This window comes from Nocardia sp. NPDC101769, from assembly GCF_044766925.1.
GTDB lineage: Bacteria > Actinomycetota > Actinomycetes > Mycobacteriales > Mycobacteriaceae > Nocardia.
Window position 1 is genome coordinate 450,805 of sequence record NZ_JBIWMX010000002.1, and the last position, 19,959, is coordinate 470,763.

At 69.4% G+C, this 19,959-nt stretch carries 22 protein-coding genes; 11 read left to right on the forward strand and 11 right to left on the reverse strand.

Features of this window, described 5'->3' with window-relative positions:
- Positions 1 to 93 precede the first annotated feature (93 nt).
- Positions 94 to 1,026, forward strand: a complete 933-nt coding sequence (locus ACIRRA_RS05090; RefSeq protein WP_402763252.1) for an inositol monophosphatase family protein — start codon at positions 94 to 96, stop codon at positions 1,024 to 1,026.
- Between the two features lie 177 nt (positions 1,027 to 1,203).
- Here ACIRRA_RS05090 and cei read toward each other — a convergent pair whose 3' ends face one another.
- Positions 1,204 to 1,881 carry an envelope integrity protein Cei gene (cei, locus tag ACIRRA_RS05095; protein WP_402763255.1) on the reverse strand — a complete coding sequence of 226 codons (678 nt, stop codon included), beginning with the start codon at positions 1,879 to 1,881 and terminating at the stop codon, positions 1,204 to 1,206.
- Between the two features lie 435 nt (positions 1,882 to 2,316).
- On the opposite strand from cei, the gene ACIRRA_RS05100 reads away from it, so the two are divergent.
- Positions 2,317 to 2,619, forward strand: a complete 303-nt coding sequence (locus ACIRRA_RS05100) for a DUF4193 domain-containing protein (RefSeq protein ID WP_364618887.1) — start codon at positions 2,317 to 2,319, stop codon at positions 2,617 to 2,619.
- Positions 2,620 to 2,753: 134 nt separating this feature from the next.
- On the opposite strand, the gene ACIRRA_RS05105 is transcribed toward ACIRRA_RS05100, so the two are convergent.
- Entirely contained in the window at positions 2,754 to 3,248 is a 495-nt protein-coding gene (locus ACIRRA_RS05105; protein ID WP_402763709.1) for a DUF3093 domain-containing protein, read from the reverse strand.
- Between the two features lie 79 nt (positions 3,249 to 3,327).
- Between ACIRRA_RS05105 and dut the strand changes: the two genes are divergently transcribed.
- Together dut and ACIRRA_RS05115 are read left to right on the forward strand one after the other, a co-directional pair.
- Positions 3,328 to 3,828, forward strand: a complete 501-nt coding sequence (gene dut / locus ACIRRA_RS05110) for a dUTP diphosphatase (protein WP_402763257.1) — start codon at positions 3,328 to 3,330, stop codon at positions 3,826 to 3,828.
- Between the two features lie 5 nt (positions 3,829 to 3,833).
- Positions 3,834 to 4,691, forward strand: a complete 858-nt coding sequence (locus ACIRRA_RS05115) for a DUF3710 domain-containing protein (RefSeq protein ID WP_402763711.1) — start codon at positions 3,834 to 3,836, stop codon at positions 4,689 to 4,691.
- Between the two features lie 182 nt (positions 4,692 to 4,873).
- Here ACIRRA_RS05115 and ACIRRA_RS05120 read toward each other — a convergent pair whose 3' ends face one another.
- Positions 4,874 to 5,590 (reverse strand): alpha/beta fold hydrolase, encoded by a 717-nt coding sequence (locus ACIRRA_RS05120; protein WP_402763260.1) that lies wholly within the window; start codon positions 5,588 to 5,590, stop codon positions 4,874 to 4,876.
- 164 nt (positions 5,591 to 5,754) lie between these two features.
- Between ACIRRA_RS05120 and ACIRRA_RS05125 the strand changes: the two genes are divergently transcribed.
- From ACIRRA_RS05125 to ACIRRA_RS05135, 3 genes are all read left to right on the forward strand, one after another.
- On the forward strand, positions 5,755 to 6,147 hold the full coding sequence (locus tag ACIRRA_RS05125) for an OB-fold nucleic acid binding domain-containing protein (RefSeq protein ID WP_402763263.1): 393 nt from the start codon (positions 5,755 to 5,757) through the stop codon (positions 6,145 to 6,147).
- A 158-nt stretch (positions 6,148 to 6,305) separates the two neighbouring features.
- Positions 6,306 to 6,983: a DUF3159 domain-containing protein gene (locus ACIRRA_RS05130; RefSeq protein WP_402763714.1), complete on the forward strand. Its 678-nt coding sequence runs from the start codon at positions 6,306 to 6,308 to the stop codon at positions 6,981 to 6,983.
- A gap of 296 nt (positions 6,984 to 7,279) precedes the next feature.
- Positions 7,280 to 7,861, forward strand: a complete 582-nt coding sequence (locus tag ACIRRA_RS05135) for a sigma-70 family RNA polymerase sigma factor (protein ID WP_356998072.1) — start codon at positions 7,280 to 7,282, stop codon at positions 7,859 to 7,861.
- A gap of 86 nt (positions 7,862 to 7,947) precedes the next feature.
- Here the strand turns inward: ACIRRA_RS05135 and ACIRRA_RS05140 are convergent, their stop codons facing one another.
- Positions 7,948 to 8,637, reverse strand: a complete 690-nt coding sequence (locus tag ACIRRA_RS05140; RefSeq protein WP_402763266.1) for a potassium channel family protein — start codon at positions 8,635 to 8,637, stop codon at positions 7,948 to 7,950.
- Positions 8,638 to 8,656: 19 nt separating this feature from the next.
- Complete coding sequence (locus ACIRRA_RS05145) at positions 8,657 to 9,322, reverse strand: potassium channel family protein (protein WP_402763268.1); 666 nt, start codon at positions 9,320 to 9,322, stop codon at positions 8,657 to 8,659.
- A gap of 212 nt (positions 9,323 to 9,534) precedes the next feature.
- Between ACIRRA_RS05145 and ACIRRA_RS05150 the strand changes: the two genes are divergently transcribed.
- The 3 genes from ACIRRA_RS05150 to ACIRRA_RS05160 all read left to right on the forward strand — a co-directional run bounded on the left by ACIRRA_RS05150 (position 9,535) and on the right by ACIRRA_RS05160 (position 14,078).
- Positions 9,535 to 11,523, forward strand: a complete 1,989-nt coding sequence (locus ACIRRA_RS05150; RefSeq protein ID WP_402763270.1) for an APC family permease — start codon at positions 9,535 to 9,537, stop codon at positions 11,521 to 11,523.
- A complete protein-coding gene (locus ACIRRA_RS05155; protein ID WP_402763273.1) occupies positions 11,520 to 13,121 on the forward strand; it encodes a class I SAM-dependent RNA methyltransferase in 1,602 nt (533 codons plus the stop codon). The genes ACIRRA_RS05150 and ACIRRA_RS05155 overlap by 4 nt, the downstream gene beginning before the upstream one ends.
- Before the next feature lie 147 nt (positions 13,122 to 13,268).
- The gene (locus ACIRRA_RS05160; RefSeq protein WP_402763275.1) at positions 13,269 to 14,078 is read left to right on the forward strand and encodes a hypothetical protein; all 810 of its coding nucleotides are present in this window, start codon (positions 13,269 to 13,271) and stop codon (positions 14,076 to 14,078) included.
- A gap of 3 nt (positions 14,079 to 14,081) precedes the next feature.
- Here ACIRRA_RS05160 and ACIRRA_RS05165 read toward each other — a convergent pair whose 3' ends face one another.
- Both ACIRRA_RS05165 and ACIRRA_RS05170 read right to left on the reverse strand, forming a co-directional pair.
- Positions 14,082 to 14,768, reverse strand: a complete 687-nt coding sequence (locus ACIRRA_RS05165) for an SIMPL domain-containing protein (RefSeq protein ID WP_402763278.1) — start codon at positions 14,766 to 14,768, stop codon at positions 14,082 to 14,084.
- A 96-nt stretch (positions 14,769 to 14,864) separates the two neighbouring features.
- Positions 14,865 to 15,464: a winged helix-turn-helix transcriptional regulator gene (locus tag ACIRRA_RS05170; protein WP_402763281.1), complete on the reverse strand. Its 600-nt coding sequence runs from the start codon at positions 15,462 to 15,464 to the stop codon at positions 14,865 to 14,867.
- A gap of 94 nt (positions 15,465 to 15,558) precedes the next feature.
- Here ACIRRA_RS05170 and ACIRRA_RS05175 point away from each other — a divergent pair, with 94 nt between their 5' ends.
- Positions 15,559 to 16,770 carry a pyridoxal phosphate-dependent aminotransferase gene (locus ACIRRA_RS05175; RefSeq protein WP_402763284.1) on the forward strand — a complete coding sequence of 404 codons (1,212 nt, stop codon included), beginning with the start codon at positions 15,559 to 15,561 and terminating at the stop codon, positions 16,768 to 16,770.
- A gap of 3 nt (positions 16,771 to 16,773) precedes the next feature.
- On the opposite strand, the gene ACIRRA_RS05180 is transcribed toward ACIRRA_RS05175, so the two are convergent.
- The 4 genes from ACIRRA_RS05180 to ACIRRA_RS05195 form a co-directional block, all read right to left on the reverse strand.
- A complete protein-coding gene (locus ACIRRA_RS05180; protein WP_402763287.1) occupies positions 16,774 to 17,517 on the reverse strand; it encodes a glucose 1-dehydrogenase in 744 nt (247 codons plus the stop codon).
- Positions 17,514 to 18,713: an NADH:flavin oxidoreductase gene (locus ACIRRA_RS05185; protein WP_402763290.1), complete on the reverse strand. Its 1,200-nt coding sequence runs from the start codon at positions 18,711 to 18,713 to the stop codon at positions 17,514 to 17,516. The genes ACIRRA_RS05180 and ACIRRA_RS05185 overlap by 4 nt, the downstream gene beginning before the upstream one ends.
- Positions 18,710 to 19,285 carry a TetR family transcriptional regulator gene (locus ACIRRA_RS05190; protein WP_402763292.1) on the reverse strand — a complete coding sequence of 192 codons (576 nt, stop codon included), beginning with the start codon at positions 19,283 to 19,285 and terminating at the stop codon, positions 18,710 to 18,712. The genes ACIRRA_RS05185 and ACIRRA_RS05190 overlap by 4 nt, the downstream gene beginning before the upstream one ends.
- Positions 19,286 to 19,577: 292 nt before the next feature.
- Complete coding sequence (locus tag ACIRRA_RS05195; RefSeq protein WP_402763294.1) at positions 19,578 to 19,925, reverse strand: hypothetical protein; 348 nt, start codon at positions 19,923 to 19,925, stop codon at positions 19,578 to 19,580.
- Between the last annotated feature and the right edge of the window lie 34 nt (positions 19,926 to 19,959).

A 19,959-nucleotide genomic window follows, 5' to 3' on the forward strand; every position in this document is an offset into this window, starting at 1 on the left:
CACCGGCCGATGACCGCTCGATCGACCTCCGCCTTGTGTCGTGCACGACAAGCCTAATGCGCCGGATGCCGGATCTGTGCTGCGATGGTGCTCGTGCCGGAATCGAATTTCACTTCCACCGTCCCCACCCCAGCCACGAACACCGACACGTCCGATATTGCCGAACTGCGCCGCGTCGCGGTATTTCTGGCCGAGACCGCCGCCGCGCACGTCCGCGAGCGCCGGCCGCAGGTCTTCGGGTCGGGCGCGCACGAGCAGGACGTTGTGCAGTCCAAGAGCACTCCCACCGACCCCGTCACCATCGTCGACACCGAGACCGAGCAGCTGGTCCGCAAACTGGTCGCCGAACTGCGCCCCGGCGACCGCGTGGTCGGCGAGGAGGACGGCGGCACCCTGGCCGAGGACCCGGATCGGGTGCACTGGGTCGTCGATCCCATCGACGGCACCGTCAACTTCGTCTACGGCATCCCGTCCTACTCGGTGTCGGTGGCCGCGGTGCGCGGAGGCCGCCCGGTCGCGGGCGCGGTCGCCGATGTCGCGCACGTGGTCACCTACAGTGCCGGGCTCGGGCTGGGCGCGCACCGCGCCGACTCCAGCGTGGACGGCACCGCTCCGGGCGGTGCGCCGATCGCCTTGCGTGCCAACGGCGTCGACGTGGTGTCCATGGCGCTGGTGGCCACCGGCTTCGCCTACGCCACCGAGCGGCGTACCCGGCAGGGTGAGCTGGTGGCGCAGGTGCTGCCGCACATTCGCGACATCCGCCGTTTCGGCTCGGCGGCGCTGGACCTGTGCGCTGTCGCCGAGGGCCGTACCGACGCCTACTACGAGCACGGCCTGAACCTGTGGGACTGGGCGGCGGGCGCGCTCATCGCCACCGAGGCGGGTGCGCGTCTGATCCTGCCGCCCGGACCCGACGCGCCGGGCGCCGCAGGCGATTTGGTGTCCGCCGCCGCGCCCGGCATTGCTGACGAGCTTTTCGGTCTGTTCGGGCGTCTGGACGTCACCACCCCTATCCCGGTGTCGTGACAGAGGGCTGGACGACCACGGGGCCCGGCTGACCGTCGCTCCGGACCGGGCAAAACGAATCGCCGCGATCGAAGGATCGCGGCGATTACTGTTATCCGGATTCATATATATGGTTGCGCCGGTTGGAGTTTCGCGCCGGGTCTGTCGGTCAGAGCGCACACCCCGCGAAAGAGATTCTCAGCACTTCGCGTGCCGCGCGGCCTCCAGCAGCTTCGGGTCGATGGCCGGCGCGGTGCCGGGCGTCGGGTTCTTCAGGGACTTCAGCACCTCCTCGGCGTCGGTACCGGGCCGGATATCGCGGAACAGCGAGCCCAGCACCATGTCCACGGTGTCGTCCTGGCGCTGATCCTCGATGAGCTCGGCACACGGAACCACCAGCTGTACCGACGCCGCGGCGGGCCGGCCCTTCGCGCCGAAACGGATCTGCCCGGTGCATTCGAGGTCGCCGTTCACGTATACCGGATCGTTACCGATCTGCACGTCCGGCGCGCTGGCGAAACCGAGGTCACCCAGCTCGGAGGCCACGTGCGCGGCCTGACCGCGCTGGCCGTTGGCATTGAACACGCGCACCTTCGACTGGCTGAGGGCCGCCGGCTCCACATCCCGCAATCGCGACGCCGACACCCGCTCGCCGAGGGGGGCGGGCGGAGCCGTGGACGTGCTCGAGGCGGGGCTGGGGGAGTTGCAGGCCATCGCACCCTGGTCACCCTCGCTCGTGGTCAGCGCCTTGTACCACACGCCGACGCAGATGAGAGCGATGACGCCCACCATGGCCGCCCACGGCTCCCAGCGCCGCCGGATGAAGGACCGTCCGTTCGGGTCGGTCGAGTTACCTTGGGTGATCAGTGAAACCACGCCCACACTCTACGAAAACGTCGGGATTGTCGTGTGAACGGCTACGGCAAGTCGGCCGCTGGGTGTGGCGGGGAGGTCTCGGACGATGCCGGGAAGATCTCGAAGAGTTCCCCTGTCGGTGACGATTACCCCTCAGTTTCAACTCGCGGGGGTTTTGATTGCGACTTTTGTCCCGGGGTCCGCTATTGTCTGGCGGCCCAGATCGTACAAGCCAGGTGAAACTGGGGTTCGATTTCGGGAACAACAAGGGCATGTCCTGCGTTGACCGAGCGCGATCCGGTGCGGATGAGGAGTATCCGGCTCGGATCTGTGACCGGTGTACGCGTGACGTACACCACGGGCGGGGCGGCATCCCACCCGATCCGGCTCCTGCCAGGAGCCGGTCAGGAGGGTGCCGGTCCGGGATATACGGAGTAAGGACGAGGGGAAGACGACATGGCAACCGACTATGACGCACCGCGGCGCAATGAATCCGACGACGTGTCGGAGGACTCGCTGGAGGAGCTGAAGGCTCGCCGCAACGAAGCCGCGTCCGCCGTCGTGGATATCGACGAATCCGATACCGCGGAATCGTTCGAGCTTCCCGGCGCGGACCTTTCCGAGGAAGTGCTCTCGGTCCGGGTCATCCCGAAGCAGGCGGACGAATTCACGTGTTCGAGCTGCTTCCTGGTGCACCACCGCAGCCGACTGGCCACCGAGTCCGGCGGTCAGCTGATCTGCATGGACTGCGCCGCGTAAGGCACGGTCCCGGAGCGTAATCCGTCAGCCCGCGCTCGGTCCGCCGAGCGCGGACCGGGCGGGGCTGCGCGGAAAACCCTTTGCGAGGCAGGGCGGAAGATCTCTTCGCAGCAGGGCGCGGAAACCTCGATGAATCAGGATTGCTCGGCCGCGTTCTTCAGGCCGAGGGCGGTGATGATGCGTTCCGGATAACGCGTACTGACCAGCCAGTACGGCGTCGGATCATCCGGATCATCGAGCACGAGCAACACCAGTGGCCCGATCCAGGCCCGATGCTGGACGAACGCGGCGGGGTCGAGCTGTCGGCCCAGCGCCGCGCTTTTCGCACTGGTCGGCACCGGCGCGGCGCGCTTGACGAAGGTCGCGGGCAGGTGGGCGCGATCGGTGCGTAGTTCCGGGACACCGGCGTCGTCGGGAGCCACTTCCACGCGATGGCGGGAGAACCACAGCAGCACCCACACCGGGACCGGGAACAGCAGCACGTACGGCAGCCAGGCCCGCACTCCCGGTGCGCCCATGTGGATTTCGGCTGCCAGCAGCCCCGTCACGACGAGCGCGACGGGCCACCACCACAGCGGCACCCAGAGGCGCTCGGTGTAGAGGGGCTCGGTCTGCTGCTTGGGATCCATGGTCACCTGAGGGGGCTGGTCGGACACGACATCAGACTAGGTCAATGACCGAGAGGGTGAACGCGTAGGCTCGGCCTACGTGACCGGTATTCCACCTATTCCCCTGCTGCGGCTCGATCCCGGCATCCCCGTACCGACGCGTGCCCACCAGGGCGACGCCGGCGTGGACCTGTGCACCACCGAGGACGTCATCATCGAACCGGGGGAGCGGGTGCTCGTCGGCACCGGCGTCGCGGTGGCGCTCCCGATCGGCACGGTGGGGCTGATCCACCCGCGGTCGGGCCTGGCGGCGAAGGCGGGACTGTCGGTTGTCAATACCCCCGGCACGGTCGACGCGGGCTACCGCGGTGAGATCAAGGTGTGCCTGATCAATCACGATCCGCGCACGGCCATCGAGCTCCGCCGGGGTGACCGCATCGCGCAGTTGCTGGTGCAGAAGGTCGAATTGGTGGACTTCGTGGAGGTCGAGGCGCTCGACGACACCGCACGCGGCGCAGGAGGATACGGATCCAGCGGTGGGCACGCCAGCCTGTCCGCGCAGTCCGGTGGGGCGGGTCAGGCGACCGGCAAGGAGGCATAACGATGGTGTTCGGACGCAAGAAGAACAAGGGCGGCGACAGAGACGACGCGTCGCAGTACGACGACGAGTACACCGAGTACGACGAGTACGAGGACGCGGACGAGTACGACGAGACCGGTTACGCGGCAGACGAATTCGAGGAGTTCGACGAACCCGCGGTCCGTGGCCCGGAGACCGGTCCCTACGACTACGAGGACGTCGCCGACCGGCTCGAGTCGATCGCCGAGCAGCGTCTGGATCTGGGCTCGGTCATCGTGCCGGTGCCGCCGGGCGGGCAGCTGCAGGTCGAGATGACCCCCGAAGGCGCGCCCCAGGCGGTGCACCTGGCCACCCAGCACGGCCGGATCACCGTGGCGGCCTACGCCGCTCCCAAGACCTCGGGCCAATGGCGTTCGGTGGCAGCCGATCTGGCCGAGACGCTGCGCAAGGACGGCGCGCAGGTGTCGGTGGTGCAGGGTCCGTGGGGGCGTGAGCTGCACGCCGTGACCCAGGGCGCGGATCTGCGCTTCATCGGCGTGGACGGCTACCGCTGGATGGTGCGCCTGGTCGCGGCCGGTCCGACCGGTGCGGCAGACGAGAACACCCCGCTGGTGGCCGCGGCTCGCGCGGTCATGAGCGAGACCGTGGTGCGCCGCGGGGACGAGCCGCTGCCGGTGCGCGAACCGCTGCCGGTGGTCCTACCCCAGGAGCTGGCCGATCAGCTCGCCGCCGCCCACCAGCAGCAGCTGGCCGCCCAGCAGCAGGCCATGCAGGCCCAGATGGCCGCCATGCAGGGCGGCCCGGCCTTCCAGCCCGAGCAGGCGCCCACCGAACCGCGTCGCGGCGCGGAGGGCTCGGCCATGCAGCAGCTCGGCCTGAACTGACCGGACGGTCCGGACCGGTCTGCCCGGATTCGGCTGCACGACAAGCGAAACGGGGCTCCGCCATAGCGGCGGAGCCCCGTTTCGCTGTCAGCGCCATGAAGGTACGCAGCGCGGTCGCCGGGCTGTCGTGGGCACGACCTACCGCAGTCACGGACGGGCGTTGTGGCGGGGACGGATTCCGGTCAGGGGGTGGGGATGCGGCGGGGGAGCAGGGCGTTGATCCCCCGGACGCCGAGGACCGACGGGTCCGCGCCCAGCTCGTCGAGGGTGATCGAGTGCAGGGTGGCGTGCGGGAGCAGCGTGGTCCAGCGTTCGGCGACGACGAAGGGGTGGACGGGATCGTCGATCGCGCCGATGATCTCGACGGGGGCGGTGACGGCGGCCAGGACCTCGGGTTCGGGCCAGCGGTAGGCGGCGGCCTCGTCCAGGGCGGCGGGCAGCTCGGGCCACTGGGAGGTCCAGGAGCGGGTGAGGGCCTCGGCCAGCCAGGCGGGGCTGGACTCGCGCATGCGGGTCAGGACGGCGTCGATGCCGTCCGCGCGCAGCTGGGCGGCGGTGGCGGCGGCGCTCAGGGCGGCGGGGCAGCCTGTGGTGTCGGCGCCGGTCCAGGCGGGAAGAGCGGCGACCACGCCGTATACCGACTCCGGGTGGTGCGCGGCCCAGTCGACGGCGACGGCCGCACCCAGCGAGATGCCCGCGATCAGCACGGGGCCCGAGCGCGCGGCGGCGTCCAGGGCGCTGCGGTAGCTGTCGATCACCCCGCGCGGGTCCGGGTCGACCGCCAGGAACGGCAGATCCAGTGCGGCGCAGGCGGATCCGAAGGCGCGGCGGACGAAATGGGCGTCGGAGCCGGTTCCGGGCAGGGCGACGGCGACCGCCGGACGTGGTAGATCGGGCACCGATCGAGAGTACTGGTGACGTGCGTGCGTGGCGGGTACAGGCCGTCCCATCTACAGTGGCGGAGGTACGGCCACTGGCGGCCGGGTGGCAGACCGCCGGGCGCCGTGGAAGGAACGAACGACGTGAGACCCACGCCGTAGAGCTCTACAGGAGAGCGTGCGAGATGCCATCCGCGGGTGGGAGGGACACCCCGTCGGGCTATTTCCGGCGGCTCGGCCGGCGCCTGACAGAGGACCTGGATCGTTTGGATGCCGAGGAGCTCGCCGAGACGTCGGAGGCGTCGGGGGCGTGCCGGGCATCGGAGTGCCGGCGTGGTGAAGAAGTCACCATGCTCGGCCGGCTCCGCAGTGTCGAGGCCTGTCCCAAGTCGGCGGGCGCCGAGGTGGAGGCCGAGTTCTTCGACGGCACCGACAGTGTGGCGCTGGTGTTCATCGGGCGGCGTCGCATTCCGGGAATCGAACCGGGCCGTCGTATCCTGGTCCGAGGCCGGGTCGGCGAACGCGACGGCGGCAAGGTCATCTACAACCCCTACTACGAACTCCGCGGGAACTCCTGACACTCATGCCGAACCCCACCAGCAGCGGCGACCAGGGCCGTGATCGCACCGAGTCCTTCGGCGCGCCTGCCCCGTTCGATCCGCCCACGGTCCAGCTCAATGCCGTCTCGGGCGACGAACCACCACTGCGCATGGACCACGCGCTGCTGGACGAGGACATGCAGGCGCTGGTAGACGCCGAGTTCGCGGCCCGGGACGACGAGGACGGGCAGGAACCCGAGCAGACGCTGCTCGAGCAGATGGGTGGCCTCAGCGGCCTGATCTACTCCTCGCTGCCGGTGCTGGTGTTCGTGCCGGTGAATTCGCTGCGTGGGCTGACCGCCGCCATCTGGGCGTCGCTGGGCGTGGCCGCGGCGATCCTGGTGTGGCGCCTGGTGCGCCGCGGTCCGATCCAGCCGGCCATCTCCGGATTCCTCGGGGTGGGCGTGTGCGCGTTCATCGCCTACCGGATGGGTGAGGCCAAGGGCTTCTTCCTGTTCGGCATCTACGCCAGCCTGGTCTACGGCGGCGTGTTCCTGATGTCGCTGGTGGTGCGCTGGCCGTTGGCGGGCGTGATCTGGGGTGCGTTGAACGGGCACGGCACCGAGTGGCGTTCCGACAAGCGCGTCATGCGGCTCTACGACATCGCGACCGCGGTGTGGGCGGTGGTGTTCGTGGCCCGCTACCTGGTGCAGAACCACCTCTACGACGCCAACAGCACCGGTCTGCTGGCCGTGGCGCGCATCGCCATGGGCTGGCCGCTGACCGCGGTGGCGGCGCTGGTGACCTTCTGGGCGGTGCGCAAGGCGGGCCATCTGCCCTCCTCGGCCGCCAAGGCCCCCGAATCCGCGGGCTAGACAACCGCCCGATCGGGCCCTTATCGCGCTGGATGTCAGGGGCGCAACACCTTCGGGGCCATCGGGGGACGAAAGGGGGTGACCAACCCACCCCTGGGGTACCTATTTCGTCGGGCCTCCGGCGAGCACGATCTTTCTCAGAAGCTCTCAGCAGCTCATTCGGAGAAAGGATCGCGGAGTTGGTTACCGACGGCAAGGCAGTGGCAGCGCAGGACCGGGGCGAGGGTCTCGGGACCGCGGTGCAGACAGCAGCCTCGCGCCGGCACCCGGCGGGGCGGGGAGGCAAAGCAGGAAGTGTGGCGACGTCGGAGTCCCGGCGCGCCGCAGCGGAATTGGAGCAGCTGATCGGCCCGGCCGCCGCCGGTGACCGGGCCGCGGTCTCGGAGATTCTCAAGATCGTGTATCCGCTGGTGCGCCGCTACTGCGCGGCGCGCATGGGCGGCGCGGGTCACCTGCACGTGACCGCGGACGATGTGGCGCAGGAGATCTGCCTGGCGACGGTGCAGGCCATCCCGCGCTACCGGGATCAGGGCAAGTCGTTCCTGGCGTTCGTTTACGGCATCTCGGCGAACAAGGTGGCCGACGCGTTCCGGCGGGCGCAGCTGCACCCGGCCTACCCGGTCGCGGAGTTCCCGGACGCGCCGATGAACGAGGCGGGACCCGAGGAGCGGGCGCTGGCGATGGAAACCCGCCGGGCAACACGCGATCTCATGCAGGTGCTGTCCTCGACCCACCGTGAGGTGCTGGTCATGCGGATCGTGCTGGGGTGGACGGCGGCGGAGACCGCCGAGGCCATCGGCACCAGCCCTGGCGTGGTGCGGGTCATGCAGCATCGCGCGCTGAACCGGCTGCGGGCCGAACTGCGGGTGGCGTCCTGACGGTTCGGTGTGGACAACGGCGAGTGGGCCGGGCGCAGGGGGTGCGCCCGGCCCATTGTTGTGTCCGGATCGGTGGTCGGCGCGGGTCAGGCCGGAGCGTCGGCTGTGCTGTTGAACCCGTTGACGCCGAGCGCTTTGCGCAGCTCGTCCTCGGCTTCGGTCGAGGCGACGAACAGCAGCTCGTCCTCGCCTTCCAGGGGGTCGTCGGCCTGCGGGACGATGACGCGGCCGCCGCGCAGGATGGTGACCAGGGCGGCGTCGCGGGGCAGGGTGAGGGTGCGAACGGCCTTGCCCGCCAAGGGGGTGTCGGTGGGCAGGGTGATCTCGACCAGGTTGGCCTGCCCCTGTCGCAGGGTCATCAGCCGGACCAGGTCGCCCACCGAGACGGCCTCCTCGACCAGGGAGGCGAGCAGGCGCGGGGTGGAGACCGCGACGTCCACCCCCCATGACGAGTCGAACAGCCACTCGTTGCGGGGGTCGTTGACCCGGGCCACCACGCGCCCCACGCCGAATTCGGTCTTGGCCAGCAGGCTGAACACCAGGTTCACCTTGTCGTCGCCGGTGGCGGCGATGACCACGTCGTAGGTTTCCAGCCCGGCCTCTTCGAGGGTTTCGAGTTCGCAGGCGTCGGCGTGGGTCCAGACCGCGGAGGGCGCGATGGTGGGGTCGATGTGGTCGAGGCGGCGTTCCAGCAGCATGACCTGATGGCCGCCGCGCAGGAGTTCCTGGGCGATGGAGCGGCCGACGGCCCCGGCGCCGGCGATGGCTACCTTCATGCTCGGGCTTCTTTCACGATCAGTCCTGGATAGCGGGGGGATTGGCGGCCAGTGCGACGGCCTCGCCGACGGTGCCGGAGGCGGCGGCGACATAGACCAGGTCGTCGGCCTGCAGCATGGACTTGCCATTGGGCAGTACGCCCTGCCCGAAGCGGATGATAAAGGCCACCCGCGCGCCGATCGCGTCCTCGAGCGAATGCACCGAACGCCCGTACCAGTTCTCGTGCAGGACGAGTTCGGTGACCGCGACGGTGCCGGTGGGGTCACGCCAGGTGGTGGTCGACTGGTCGGCGACCAGGGCGCGCAGGAAGCGGTCGGTGGTCCAGGGCACGGTGGCGATGGTGGGGATGCCGAGTCGCTCGTACACCGCGGCGCGCTTGGCGTCGTAGATGCGGGCCACCACGCGTTCCACGCCGAAGGTCTCGCGGGCCACGCGGGCGGAGATGATGTTGGAGTTGTCGCCGGAGGACACCGCGGCGAAGGCGCCCGCGCGCTCGATTCCGGCGCGGGTCAAGACATCTCGATCGAAGCCGACGCCGGTGATGCACGAACCGGGGAAGTCGCGACCGAGCCGCAGGAAGGCGCTCGAGTTCTGATCGATCACCGCGACCTCGTGGCCGATGCGGACGAGGGCGCGGGCGAGCGAGGAGCCGACCCGCCCACACCCCATGATCACGACGTACACCGTACGAACCCCATTCCCGAAAACCGTGGTGTGCGGTCTGGTTGCTTGCCCGGGTCGCAACCGTACCGTTCGAGCTTCACTGCGGGCACTTTCCCCCTCCGGACGGCATTCAAACCGGAACCGGGAAACCTCACAGCCCGTACCCGCCACCCTACGACGGCGAGGTCGCGCCCCGAACACGGTCACTCGCGCCCTGCCTTATGCTGGCTGGAGTGTCGAAGTTGACGACGGCCACCAAGCGCATGCTGGTCGGCCGCCCATTCCGCAGCGATTCTCTCGGGCATACGTTGCTGCCCAAGCGGATCGCGCTCCCGGTGTTCGCCTCGGACGCGTTGTCCTCGGTGGCATACGCGCCGGAGGAGATCTTCCTGGTGCTGTCGGTGGCCGGACTGTCGGCCTACGCCTACGCGCCGTGGATCGGTCTGGCGGTCGCACTGGTGATGGCCGTGGTGGTTGCCAGCTACCGCCAGAACGTGCACGCCTACCCCTCGGGCGGCGGCGATTACGAGGTCGCGACCAAGAACCTCGGCGCCGCCGCGGGATTGACCGTCGGCAGCGCGCTGCTGGTGGACTACGTGCTCACGGTGGCGGTGTCGATTTCGTCGGCGGCTTCCAATATCGGGTCGGCGGTGCCGTTCGTCGCCACCCACAAGGTGTTGTTCGCGGTCTCGGCGATCGTGATCCTCACCGCGATCAATCTGCGCGGCGTGCGGGAATCCGGTACGGCCTTCGCGATTCCCACCTACGCCTTCATGATCGGCATGTTCGTCATGCTCATCTGGGGCTTCGCCCGGATCGGCCTCGGGCAGACCGTGCACGCCGAGTCGTACGGCTTCGGTCTGAAGGCCGAGGACGAGCATCTGTTCGGGCTGGCGTTCGTGTTCCTCCTCGCGCGTGCGTTCTCCTCCGGTTGTGCGGCGTTGACCGGTGTCGAGGCGATCAGCAATGGCGTGCCCGCGTTCCGCAAACCCAAGTCCCGCAATGCCGCGACGACTCTGCTGCTGCTCGGCTGTATCGCGGTGACGCTGTTCATGGGCATGATCGTGCTCACCCAGAAGGTCGGCATCGTGTACGCGCACAACACCGACGACCTGATCGGCGCACCCGCCGGGTACGAGCAGAAGACGCTGGTGGCGCAGCTGGCGGGCGCGGTGTTCTCCGGATTCCAGCCCGGCTTCTACTTCATCACCATCGTCACCGCGCTGATCCTGGTGCTGGCGGCCAATACCGCCTTCAACGGCTTCCCGGTGCTGGGTTCGATTCTGGCGCAGGACCGTTTCCTGCCGCGGCAGCTGCACACCCGCGGTGATCGGCTGGCGTTCAGCAACGGCATCCTGTTCCTGGCGGGCGCGGCCATCGCCTTCGTGGTGTTGTTCGGCGCGGAGGTGACGCGCCTGATCCAGCTCTACATCGTGGGTGTGTTCGTGTCGTTCGTTTTGAGTCAGACCGGCATGCTGCGGCATTGGACGCGACTGCTGCGCACCGAGGCCGATCCGGCGGTGCGGGCGCGGATGAAGCGGTCGCGGGTGATCAACGCCATCGGCCTCGCCATGACCGCGACCGTGCTGCTCATCGTGCTGGTCACCAAGTTCCTGGCGGGCGCGTGGATCGCCATCGTCACCATGGCGGCCATCTTCGGGCTGATGAAACTCATTCGCCGCCACTACGACACGGTGTCGCACGAGCTGCACGAGTCCGAGTGGGACGGCGTGTTGCCCAGTCGAACGCACTCCATCGTGCTGGTGTCCAAGCTGCACCTGCCAACCAAGCGCGCCCTGGCCTACGCCCGCGCGACCCGGCCCGACACGCTCGAGGCCATCACGGTGAACGTCGACGAACCCGACACCCGGGCGCTGGTGCGGGAGTGGGAGCACAGCGATGTCGCGGTGACGCTCAAGGTGATCGAGTCCCCGTACCGTGAGATCACCAAGCCGGTGGTGGATTACGTGAAGCGGGTGCGCAAGGACTCCCCGCGTGACGTGGTGACCGTGTTCATCCCCGAATACGTGGTCGGCCACTGGTGGGAGCAGTTGCTGCACAACCAGAGTGCGCTGCGGCTGAAGGGCCGCCTGCTGTTCGAGCCCGGCGTCATGGTGACCAGCGTGCCCTGGCAGCTGTCCTCCTCGGCGGGCCGGGCCCGGCCCGGCCGGTTGGTCGATGCGCCCGGTTCGGTGCGCCGCGGATTCGGAGACGAGGCATGAGCGCCGGATCCGATTGGTACGGAGAGGTCTTCGAGGTCCGCTTGGGCCCGCCCGGCCACGGCGGTTTCTGCGTGGCCCGTCACGAGGGCCGCGTCCTGTTCGTCCGCCACGGCCTGCCCGGTGAACTGGTCCGCGCTCTCGTCACCGAGGACCGCGGCGGCTCCTTCTGCCGTGCCGACGCCATCGAGATCCTCGACGCCTCGCCCGACCGCATCCCCGCCACCTGCCCGGTCTCCGGCCCGGGCGGCGCCGGCTGCTGCGACTTCACCTTCGCCACCCCCGCGGCCCAGCGCGAACTCAAACGCCAGGTCGTGGCCGAGCAGCTGCGCCGCCTCGCCGACTGGGAACCGGACTTCGCCGTCGAACCGATCCCGGCACCGCCCGGACTGGCGATTCGTGGTGTGGCACAAGGAACCTCGCTCGGTGCACCGATCCCGGACCTCGGCCATCCCGGGCGGCTCGGCAGCGTGACGACCGACCTCGGTTCGACTCTGCTCGGCGGTCGCGCCGAGCCCGCCGCGACGGCCCCGCGCCCGACCCCGGGCACGAGCGTCCCGCCGGGTCGAATCGGCGGAGTGTCGACACCCTCGGCGCGTGCGCTCATCGCTCGTCCCGGTGCCGGGGAAACGACGCAGGGCGGCGAGCCTCCGGCGGAGTCGTATACCGCCGGGTGGCGGAGCCGGGTGCGGCTGGTGGTGGACGCCGAGGGGCGGGCCGGGGTGCACCGGTATCGGAGCACCGAGGTGATCGCGGATCTGCGGTGCCCGCAGCCGATGGCGGGGGCCATGGCGGGGATCGGCGAGCGGGTGTGGACGCCCGGGGCGGATCTTGTCGTGGCCGTGGACGGGGACGGGGTGCGGCATCTCGTCGAGCTGGCTCCGGCCGGGGCGGAGGAGGGCGGTCCGCGCGGGCGTCGTGAAAGAGGCGGTGGGACAGGGGGTTCCGGTCGGCGTGGCGGGGGTGATCGGCGCAGTACCGCCGCGCGGCGAGCGGCGGCGCACAGTGCGCGGACCGAGCGCGTGGTGGATGGCAGTGGCCGGGCGGTGCAGTACGTGGGCGAACGGCGGTGGGAGCTGTCGGCGACCGGGTTCTGGCAGCCGCATTACGGTGCGGCGCAGTGCTATTCGGATGTGGTGGCGGAGTGGGCCGACTGCGCGCCCGGGGCGCTGGTCTGGGACCTGTACTGCGGTGTGGGCGTGTTCGCCGCGCGGCTGGCGGAGCAGGTCGGCGTGACCGGAATGGTGCACGGTGTCGAGTTCGCGCGCACCGCGGTTGCCGAAGGGCGTGCCGCGCTGCGGGATCTGCCGTGGGTGGACCTGACCGTCGAACGTGTCGAGCGGTGGATTCACGAACAGCCGGATGCCGCACCGGATGTCGTCGTGCTCGACCCGCCGCGCGCGGGCGCGGGCAAGGACGTGATCAACGCGCTGAGTGAGCGTTCCCCGCGGCGCATCATCCACATCGGTTGCGACCCAGCCGCTTTCGCCCGGGACATCGGTCTCTACCGCGCCGCCGGCTACCAGCCGGTGGACCTGCGCGTCTTCGATGCCTTCCCCGGCACCCACCACGTCGAGTGCATCGCGGTCCTGGAGCGCTGACAAGGTCCTTCGAGATCGGGGAGCTGTCCCCCGCGGAATGTCGCCCGATGCTCCGCACCGACGCTCCCCGATCTCGGTGTCGCGCGTCGAGGTCGAGGGGGATGGGTTGGGGCGCGGGCGGTTTGGGGGTGCGCCAAGATGTTGCCCATGACTACGTTGTCGGATCCGACTGTGGCGTCGGTGGTGGAGCTGATCTATGGGGATCAGTCGCGGTTCCACTCGCTCGAGGCATTGCTGCTGGGGGTGGATCTCAAGCGGCCGGAGTACGGCGTCGAGTTGTGGGTGAACGCCGACAGCTACTGGGGGCGGCTGGTGACGCCGGTGTACGGGGCGCGGCTGGCGGCGCAGGGCGGGAACGCGGAGGCGGATCGGGCGCTGCTGGATCTGGTCGAGGTGACGGTGGCGCGGTTCCTGCAGGGAGAGTCCCTGGCGCGCAAGAGCCTTCCGGCGTGGATGCCGGCGCTGCGCACGGCGCTGCTCGAGGACGGCTACCGGATGAAGATCGACCGGGTGATCGGTGCCGGGACGGAGGCGAGCGTGCGATGTCGCCTGAAACCCACGGCGTGGCTGCCTGTGCGGCTGGCCGAGCGGGTGGCGCTATTGGTGACCGAGCTCGAGGTGCGCGGCCAGCAGACCGCGCTGGATCACCTGCGGAAGGCGGTCGAACACTATGAGCGCGGCCGGTTCCCGGCGTGCGAGAAGCGGCTGCGGTCGGCGTTGCAGCAGGTGACGGCGTATGCGGCGGGGACCGGTGATCCGGACGGCGGCCGCAATGTGCGGCACCTGGTGGACACCGGCCGCCTCACCATCACGCAGGGCACGCGGCTGCTGCACGATCTGCGCGGGATGATTGTCGAGGACCCGTTCCCGCATCGAACCCGGGCGGACGCCACCCGGTTTCGCATTCAGCTCGCCGCCGTGCGCGCCGGTTCCCTGCTGGCGCAGGTCGAGCTCTGAGGTTCAGATCAACTGCCAGGTGATCCGGACGCTGGTGGACAGCTCGCTCTCGCCGAGCTCCACCGGCACCGCGCCGCCCGGAGCGGTCATCTTGCTGGCGGCGAACGCGATTCGCGGCGCGGGCGCGGGACCGGATACGTTCTCGGTGATCTCGATGACCGATCCCAGCCTGCGGCTCGCCCGGAACACGTACTGCTCGGCTTTGCCCAGTGCGTGGTCCCAGGCGGCGTCGCGGGCGCGGACCATGAGGCTCTCCTCGTCGGCGACGGTCAGCGTCAGCCCGCCCAGGCGTACATCGTCGCCGCCCGCGTCGACGGCGTGCGCGATGATCGCGGCGGGCCCGCCGTCAGCGGCGGGTTTCGCCTCCCCGCCGGGTCCGCCGATCTCGCGCAGCGTGACCGTCAGTGCGGTGCCCGCGATATAGCCGACCAGCTTCTCCCGATTCCCTTCGGCCCATACGGTTTCCGCGCGCACCGTGAGCCCGCTGGTCGTGATGTCGCGACCCGCCACGCCGTCCGCGCGCAGTGACGAGATCACCGCGTCGGCGCGTTCCGCGGCCCGCGCGTAGGCGGTGGCCACGGTATCGGCGCGTGTCTCCACCGAGATCGACACCCGCATGATGTCCGGAGTGGCACTGGCACTGCCGGAGCCGATGATCGTGATGGTGCCGATGGTGTTCTCGCTGGTCACGGATTCCTCCTCGATCGATGCGGGCACAACCCAGCCGATGCTACCGACGGCAGCCGAGCACCCGACGTCACCGCGTCGAACGAGGCGTGACGCGGTTCAGGCGACCGGTTGCCCGGTTCCGGTCGCCTGGTCGAGGGTGGCGGCGAGCGAGCGGGCGCCGGTGGCGATCTCGCTCGCCGCGGCCAGTTCCAGCCGGATCTCCAGATCCGGCGCGGCGGCCGGGCCGTCGTGATGGGTGAGGCCGGATTCGGTGATCACGTAGTGGAAGGCGGTCTCGCCGATGCGGACCGTGACGGTGCCGGCGGGCACCAGCTCTGCCACGGCATGTCCGAGGGGGAGCGCGAACCAGTGCGCCCGCACGGCGTCGGTCGCGCGCTGCTCGCCGAGTTGTGCCGCGCCCCAAGCGGACAGCGAGTCCAGCACCGGCCGCAGCGCCGCGCCGGAGTCGGTGAGTTCGTAGACCGCGGTCCCGGCGCGGGGGCCGACGCGGCGTTTGGTGAGAATCCCGTCACGCTCGAGGTCCTTGAGCCGGGCGGCCAGCACGTCGGTGCTGATGCCGGGCAGGTCGGCGAACAGGTCGCTGTATCGGCGCGGGCCCGAACACAATTCGCGGACCACCAGCAGGTTCCACCGGTCGCCGACGATGTCGAGGGCGCGGCTGACGGTGCAGTAGTGGTCGTAGCTTCGGCGTGTCACGATCCCACTCTAACCAACAACTTGGAAATACCAAGTGCAAACTTGGAATTTCCAAGTAGAGTGTGCGGCAACCACACCGAGAAGGGGTCGTTTGATGCAGGTGAAGCAGTCGAGCAAGCTGGCGGGCGTGTCCTACGAGATCCGCGGGCCGGTCGCCGAGCACGCCGCACGGCTGGAGGCGGAGGGGCATCACGTCGTGAAGCTCAATACCGGCAACCCACTGACCTTCGGCTTCGAGGCGCCCGCCGAACTGCTTCAGGACATGGTGCGCAACCTGCCGCAGTCCAGCGGCTACTCGACCTCCAAGGGCCTGCTTTCGGCGCGGCGCGCGGTGGTGCAGTACTACCAGACGCTCGGACTGTCCGAGCTCGACGTCGAACAGGTCTTCCTGGGTAACGGCGTCTCCGAGCTCATCATGATGGCCATGACCGCGCTGCTGGAGAACGGCGACGAAGTCCTGGTTCCCGCACCGGATTTCCCGCTCTGGACCGCCGCCACCGCGCTCAACGGCGGCCGGCCCGTGCACTACATCTGTGACGAGGGCTCGGACTGGATGCCGGACCTGGCCGATATCGAGTCCAAGATCACCGACCGCACCCGGGCGCTGGTCATCATCAACCCGAACAACCCTACGGGCGCTGTGTATTCGCCCGAGGTGGTGCGCCAGATGCTGGAGATCGCCCGCCGTCACAACCTGGTGGTGTTCTCCGACGAGATCTACGACAAGATCCTCTACGACGGCCTGACCCACACCGGGACCGCCGCGCTGGCCCCGGATCTGTTGTGCCTCACCTTCTCCGGGCTCTCCAAGTCCTACCGCGCCGCCGGATTCCGCGGCGGCTGGCTGGTGGTATCGGGCCCGGTCGAGCACGCCGAGAACTATCTCGAGGGCCTGACCATGCTGGCGGGTCTCCGGCTGTGCGCGAATGTCCCTGCGCAGCAGGCGATTCAGGCCGCGCTCGGCGGACATCAGAGCATCTACGACCTCACCCTGCCCGGCGGCCGCCTGCGCGAGCAGCGCGACCGCGCGTGGGAGGCGCTCAACGCCATCCCGGGCATCTCGTGCGTGAAGCCCCGGGGCGCGCTGTACGCCTTCCCGCGCATCGACCTCGACATGTACCGGATCCACGACGACGAGCAGTTCGTGCTGGATCTGCTGCTGCGCGAGAAGATCCACATCGTGCAGGGCACCGGCTTCAATTGGCCACGCCCCGACCACTTCCGGATCGTGACGCTGCCGCACGCCGATGAGCTCGAGGCCATCATCGAGCGCATCGGACGTTTCCTGGCGACCTACAAGCAGTAGGTCTCAGACCGGGCGGCCCGCCGTCATACCGCCGTCGACGACGAACTCGGCGCCATTGCAATAGCTGGATTCGTGGCTCGCGAGGAACACCACGAGCGCCGTGACCTCATCGGGCACTCCGAGGCGGGTCAGAGTGTTCGCATCGCGATCCGTGGTCGAACCCTCGGGCACGCCCAGCATGGGGGTCAGAATCCCCCCCGGGTGAACCGAATTCACCCGCACTCCGTGCTGGGCGAGCTCGAGCGCAGCGGATTTGGTGAGCCCGCGCACCCCGAACTTCGATGCGGTGTAGGCGTGCGCGCCCGGCACGCCCTGGATCCCGGCGGCGGAGGAGATGTTCACCACCGCCGCCGGACGGGCTGCCACCAGGGCGTCGCGGGCGGCAGTCAGTCCCAGGAAGGGGCCGGTGAGATTGATGGACAGGGTCCGCTGCCACTGCTCCTCGGTGTAGGTGCCGAGCGGTCCGAAGTCGAGGATGCCGGCATTGTTGACCAGCACGTCGAGCTTGCCGAACCGTTCGACCGCGCTGTCCACGGCAGCGCGCCAGTCCGCGGCGCTGGTGACGTCGAGGTGGACGTACGTCGCGGTGTCACCGAGTTCGGCGGCCAGCTTCGCGCCCGCCTCGTCGGTGATGTCCCCGATGAGCACCGAGGCGCCCTCGGCCACGAACGCGCGGGCGTGCGAGGCCCCCATTCCCGATGCCGCGCCGCTGATCAGCGCCACCCGCCCGTCGAGTCGTCCGCTCATGCTCGGTGCCTTCCGTCGAGATCGATGATGGTCCGCTCCGGCCGGAACACGCAGCGGGTGGTGGTGTAGATGGTGGGCATGCACTTGTTGCAGTGCACGCACGCCGACCGCGTGGCCGCGTCGGCCTGGATGCGCTGCAACAGATTCGGTTCCCGCAGCAGCGCTCGGCCCATGGCCACGAAGTCGAAGCCCTCGGCCCGGGCCAGGTTCATGGTGTCGAGATTGGTGATGCCGCCCAGCAGGATCAACGGCATGGACAGTTCGCGGCGGAACTGGCGGGCCTGGTCGAGCAGGTACGCCTCCTGATACGGGTACTCCTTGAGGAAGGCGCGCCCGACCAGCCGGAAACCCAGCCGAGCGGGACCGGGCAGCACCTGCGCGAATTCGCTGCGCGGTGCGTCGCCGTGGAACAGCAGCATGGGATTGAGCAGCGAACTGCCCGCGGTCAATTCGAGGGCGTCGAGCGCGCCGTCGGCCTCCAGCCAGGCGGCCACCTGCACGCTCTCGGGGACCGTGAGCCCGCCGCGGCGACCATCCTCCATGTTCAGCTTGGCGGTGACCGCCAGCCGGTCGCCCACGACTTCCCGTACCGCACAGGCGATTTCGCGGGCCAGGCGGGCGCGATTGGCGAGCGCGCCGCCCCAGTGGTCGTGGCGGCGGTTGAGCAGCGGGCTCAGGAACGAGCTGACCAGATAGTTGTGGCCGAAATGGATTTCGACCGCGTCGAATCCGGCCTGCTCGGCCAGCAGCGCCGCATTCGCGTGTGCCGCAATGAGTTCCCGGATCTCGGAGTCGCCGGGCACATGCATGGCCCGCATGCTCAGCGGGCTGAACATGCGGCTCGGCGCGAGCGCGGGCGCGCGATTGGAGGCGGCGTTGGCGACCGGCCCGGCGTGCCCGATCTGGGCGCTGGCGGCCGCGCCCTCGGCGTGCACGGCGTCGGTCAGTTCGCGTAGTCCGGGAACGGCTTCGGGCCGCATCCAGATCTGGTGCCGGTCGGTGCGTCCGCCCGGCGCGACCGCGCAGTAGGCGACGGTGGTCATGCCCACCCCGCCCGCGGCGACCTCGCGGTGGAAGTCGATGAGCTCGGGGGTGACCAGCGCGTCGGGGGTGCGTCCCTCGAAGGTGGCGGCCTTGATCACCCGGTTGCGCAGGGTGATCGGGCCGAGTTTCGCCGGTGCGAAGATCTCGTTCATGGTTGTTCTCCCGGTGCGGTGAGTCCGGCCACCACGAAGTTCCGCAGGGCCGTCAGCGCCGGTTCGGGCATCCCGTGATCCTCGATCTCGGGAGCGCCGAACCGCATGATGATCAGGTCGAAGGCCAGCATCCAGCGCCGTCGCGCCTCGCCGGCTCCCAGGTCGGGCAGCAGCGCGGTCCAGGAGTCCATCCGGAACCACGGCCCCTGCCACGACGTCTGATGCCGGCCCAGCACGAAGCGGGCCAGCAGCCGGAGATGCAGGCGCCCCAGCGGATCCGCGGCCAGCTCCTGGAACGGCGCGAGGATGGCGTCCACCACCGCGGGCGCCGAATCCCGCCCGCCCGTGGCCCGGGCCAACCCGTCCTCCCACAGCGGCCCGAGCCGGGCCTCGATGAGGGCGGCGATCAGCGCCTCCTTGGATCCGAAGTGGTAGTGCACCGCTGCGGGATTGGCTCCCGCCGCCGCGCACACGGCGCGCACCGATACCTCGTCATAGGGCTCGGTCAGCAGTAGCCGCTCGGCCGCCGCGAGCAGCCGTTCCCGCGTTCCCGCGGACACCTTCTCGACCATGCAAGCAGTGAAACACGGTTCAATCAGTAATTCAATCATTGATTGAAAATTGCTGGATGGCGTGTGGCGTGGCGCCGGGACCGAGTGGGGCCCGCAGTAGTCCGGCGGGTGTGTCGGGCGATCCTGGTGGGGCGGTTCAGCACCTTCTTCCGCACCATGCTGCCGCAGCTGGTGGGCATGTCGCCCATGCCTTTTCGGCGTCTCGTGCTCGCGAGTGCGATCATCTGGAGCGCCGTCCGGTGTTCGCCGTGCCGGGCCTGGTCTATCGGAAGTGGCGGCCGGCAGTGAGCGGTCACTCGCTCTGCGACCAGGCCGCTACCGGCAGGGTCAGGTAGACGCCGATATTCGCGTCGACGAACTTCTCGATATCGGCGAGCAGGCGGTCGCAGCGCTCCTGCCGGTTCTCGGCCCGGCTCGCGAAATACTTCGACCGGACCTCGATGACCACATCCATCCCGGAGCGATCGAACTTGCCCAGCGGATGGAAGCGGATCTCGACATCCCCCGGCTTCAGGTCGCCGTCGTAGGGCTCCTCCGGGCATTCGACGGCGATGGACACCAGGTGCGGCAGCCATTTGCCCAGCTCACGCAACACGGTCTCGGGAAGCTCCGGCTTGTAGGTCACCTCGACGAGGGGCATTCGGCCAGTGTATTAGCCGAGGCCCCGAGGTGGA

Coding starts and splice junctions, on each gene's coding strand:
- ACIRRA_RS05100 (WP_364618887.1), top strand. CDS start 2,317: ATGGCAACCGACTATGACGCACCGCGGCGCAATGAATCCGACGACGTG.
- ACIRRA_RS05105 (WP_402763709.1), bottom strand. CDS start 3,248: ATGGATCCCAAGCAGCAGACCGAGCCCCTCTACACCGAGCGCCTCTGG.
- ACIRRA_RS05125 (WP_402763263.1), top strand. CDS start 5,755: ATGCCATCCGCGGGTGGGAGGGACACCCCGTCGGGCTATTTCCGGCGG.
- ACIRRA_RS05130 (WP_402763714.1), top strand. CDS start 6,306: ATGCAGGCGCTGGTAGACGCCGAGTTCGCGGCCCGGGACGACGAGGAC.
- ACIRRA_RS05140 (WP_402763266.1), bottom strand. CDS start 8,637: ATGAAGGTAGCCATCGCCGGCGCCGGGGCCGTCGGCCGCTCCATCGCC.
- ACIRRA_RS05155 (WP_402763273.1), top strand. CDS start 11,520: ATGAGCGCCGGATCCGATTGGTACGGAGAGGTCTTCGAGGTCCGCTTG.
- ACIRRA_RS05160 (WP_402763275.1), top strand. CDS start 13,269: ATGACTACGTTGTCGGATCCGACTGTGGCGTCGGTGGTGGAGCTGATC.
- ACIRRA_RS05175 (WP_402763284.1), top strand. CDS start 15,559: ATGCAGGTGAAGCAGTCGAGCAAGCTGGCGGGCGTGTCCTACGAGATC.
- ACIRRA_RS05180 (WP_402763287.1), bottom strand. CDS start 17,517: ATGAGCGGACGACTCGACGGGCGGGTGGCGCTGATCAGCGGCGCGGCA.
- ACIRRA_RS05185 (WP_402763290.1), bottom strand. CDS start 18,713: ATGAACGAGATCTTCGCACCGGCGAAACTCGGCCCGATCACCCTGCGC.
- ACIRRA_RS05190 (WP_402763292.1), bottom strand. CDS start 19,285: ATGGTCGAGAAGGTGTCCGCGGGAACGCGGGAACGGCTGCTCGCGGCG.
- ACIRRA_RS05195 (WP_402763294.1), bottom strand. CDS start 19,925: ATGCCCCTCGTCGAGGTGACCTACAAGCCGGAGCTTCCCGAGACCGTG.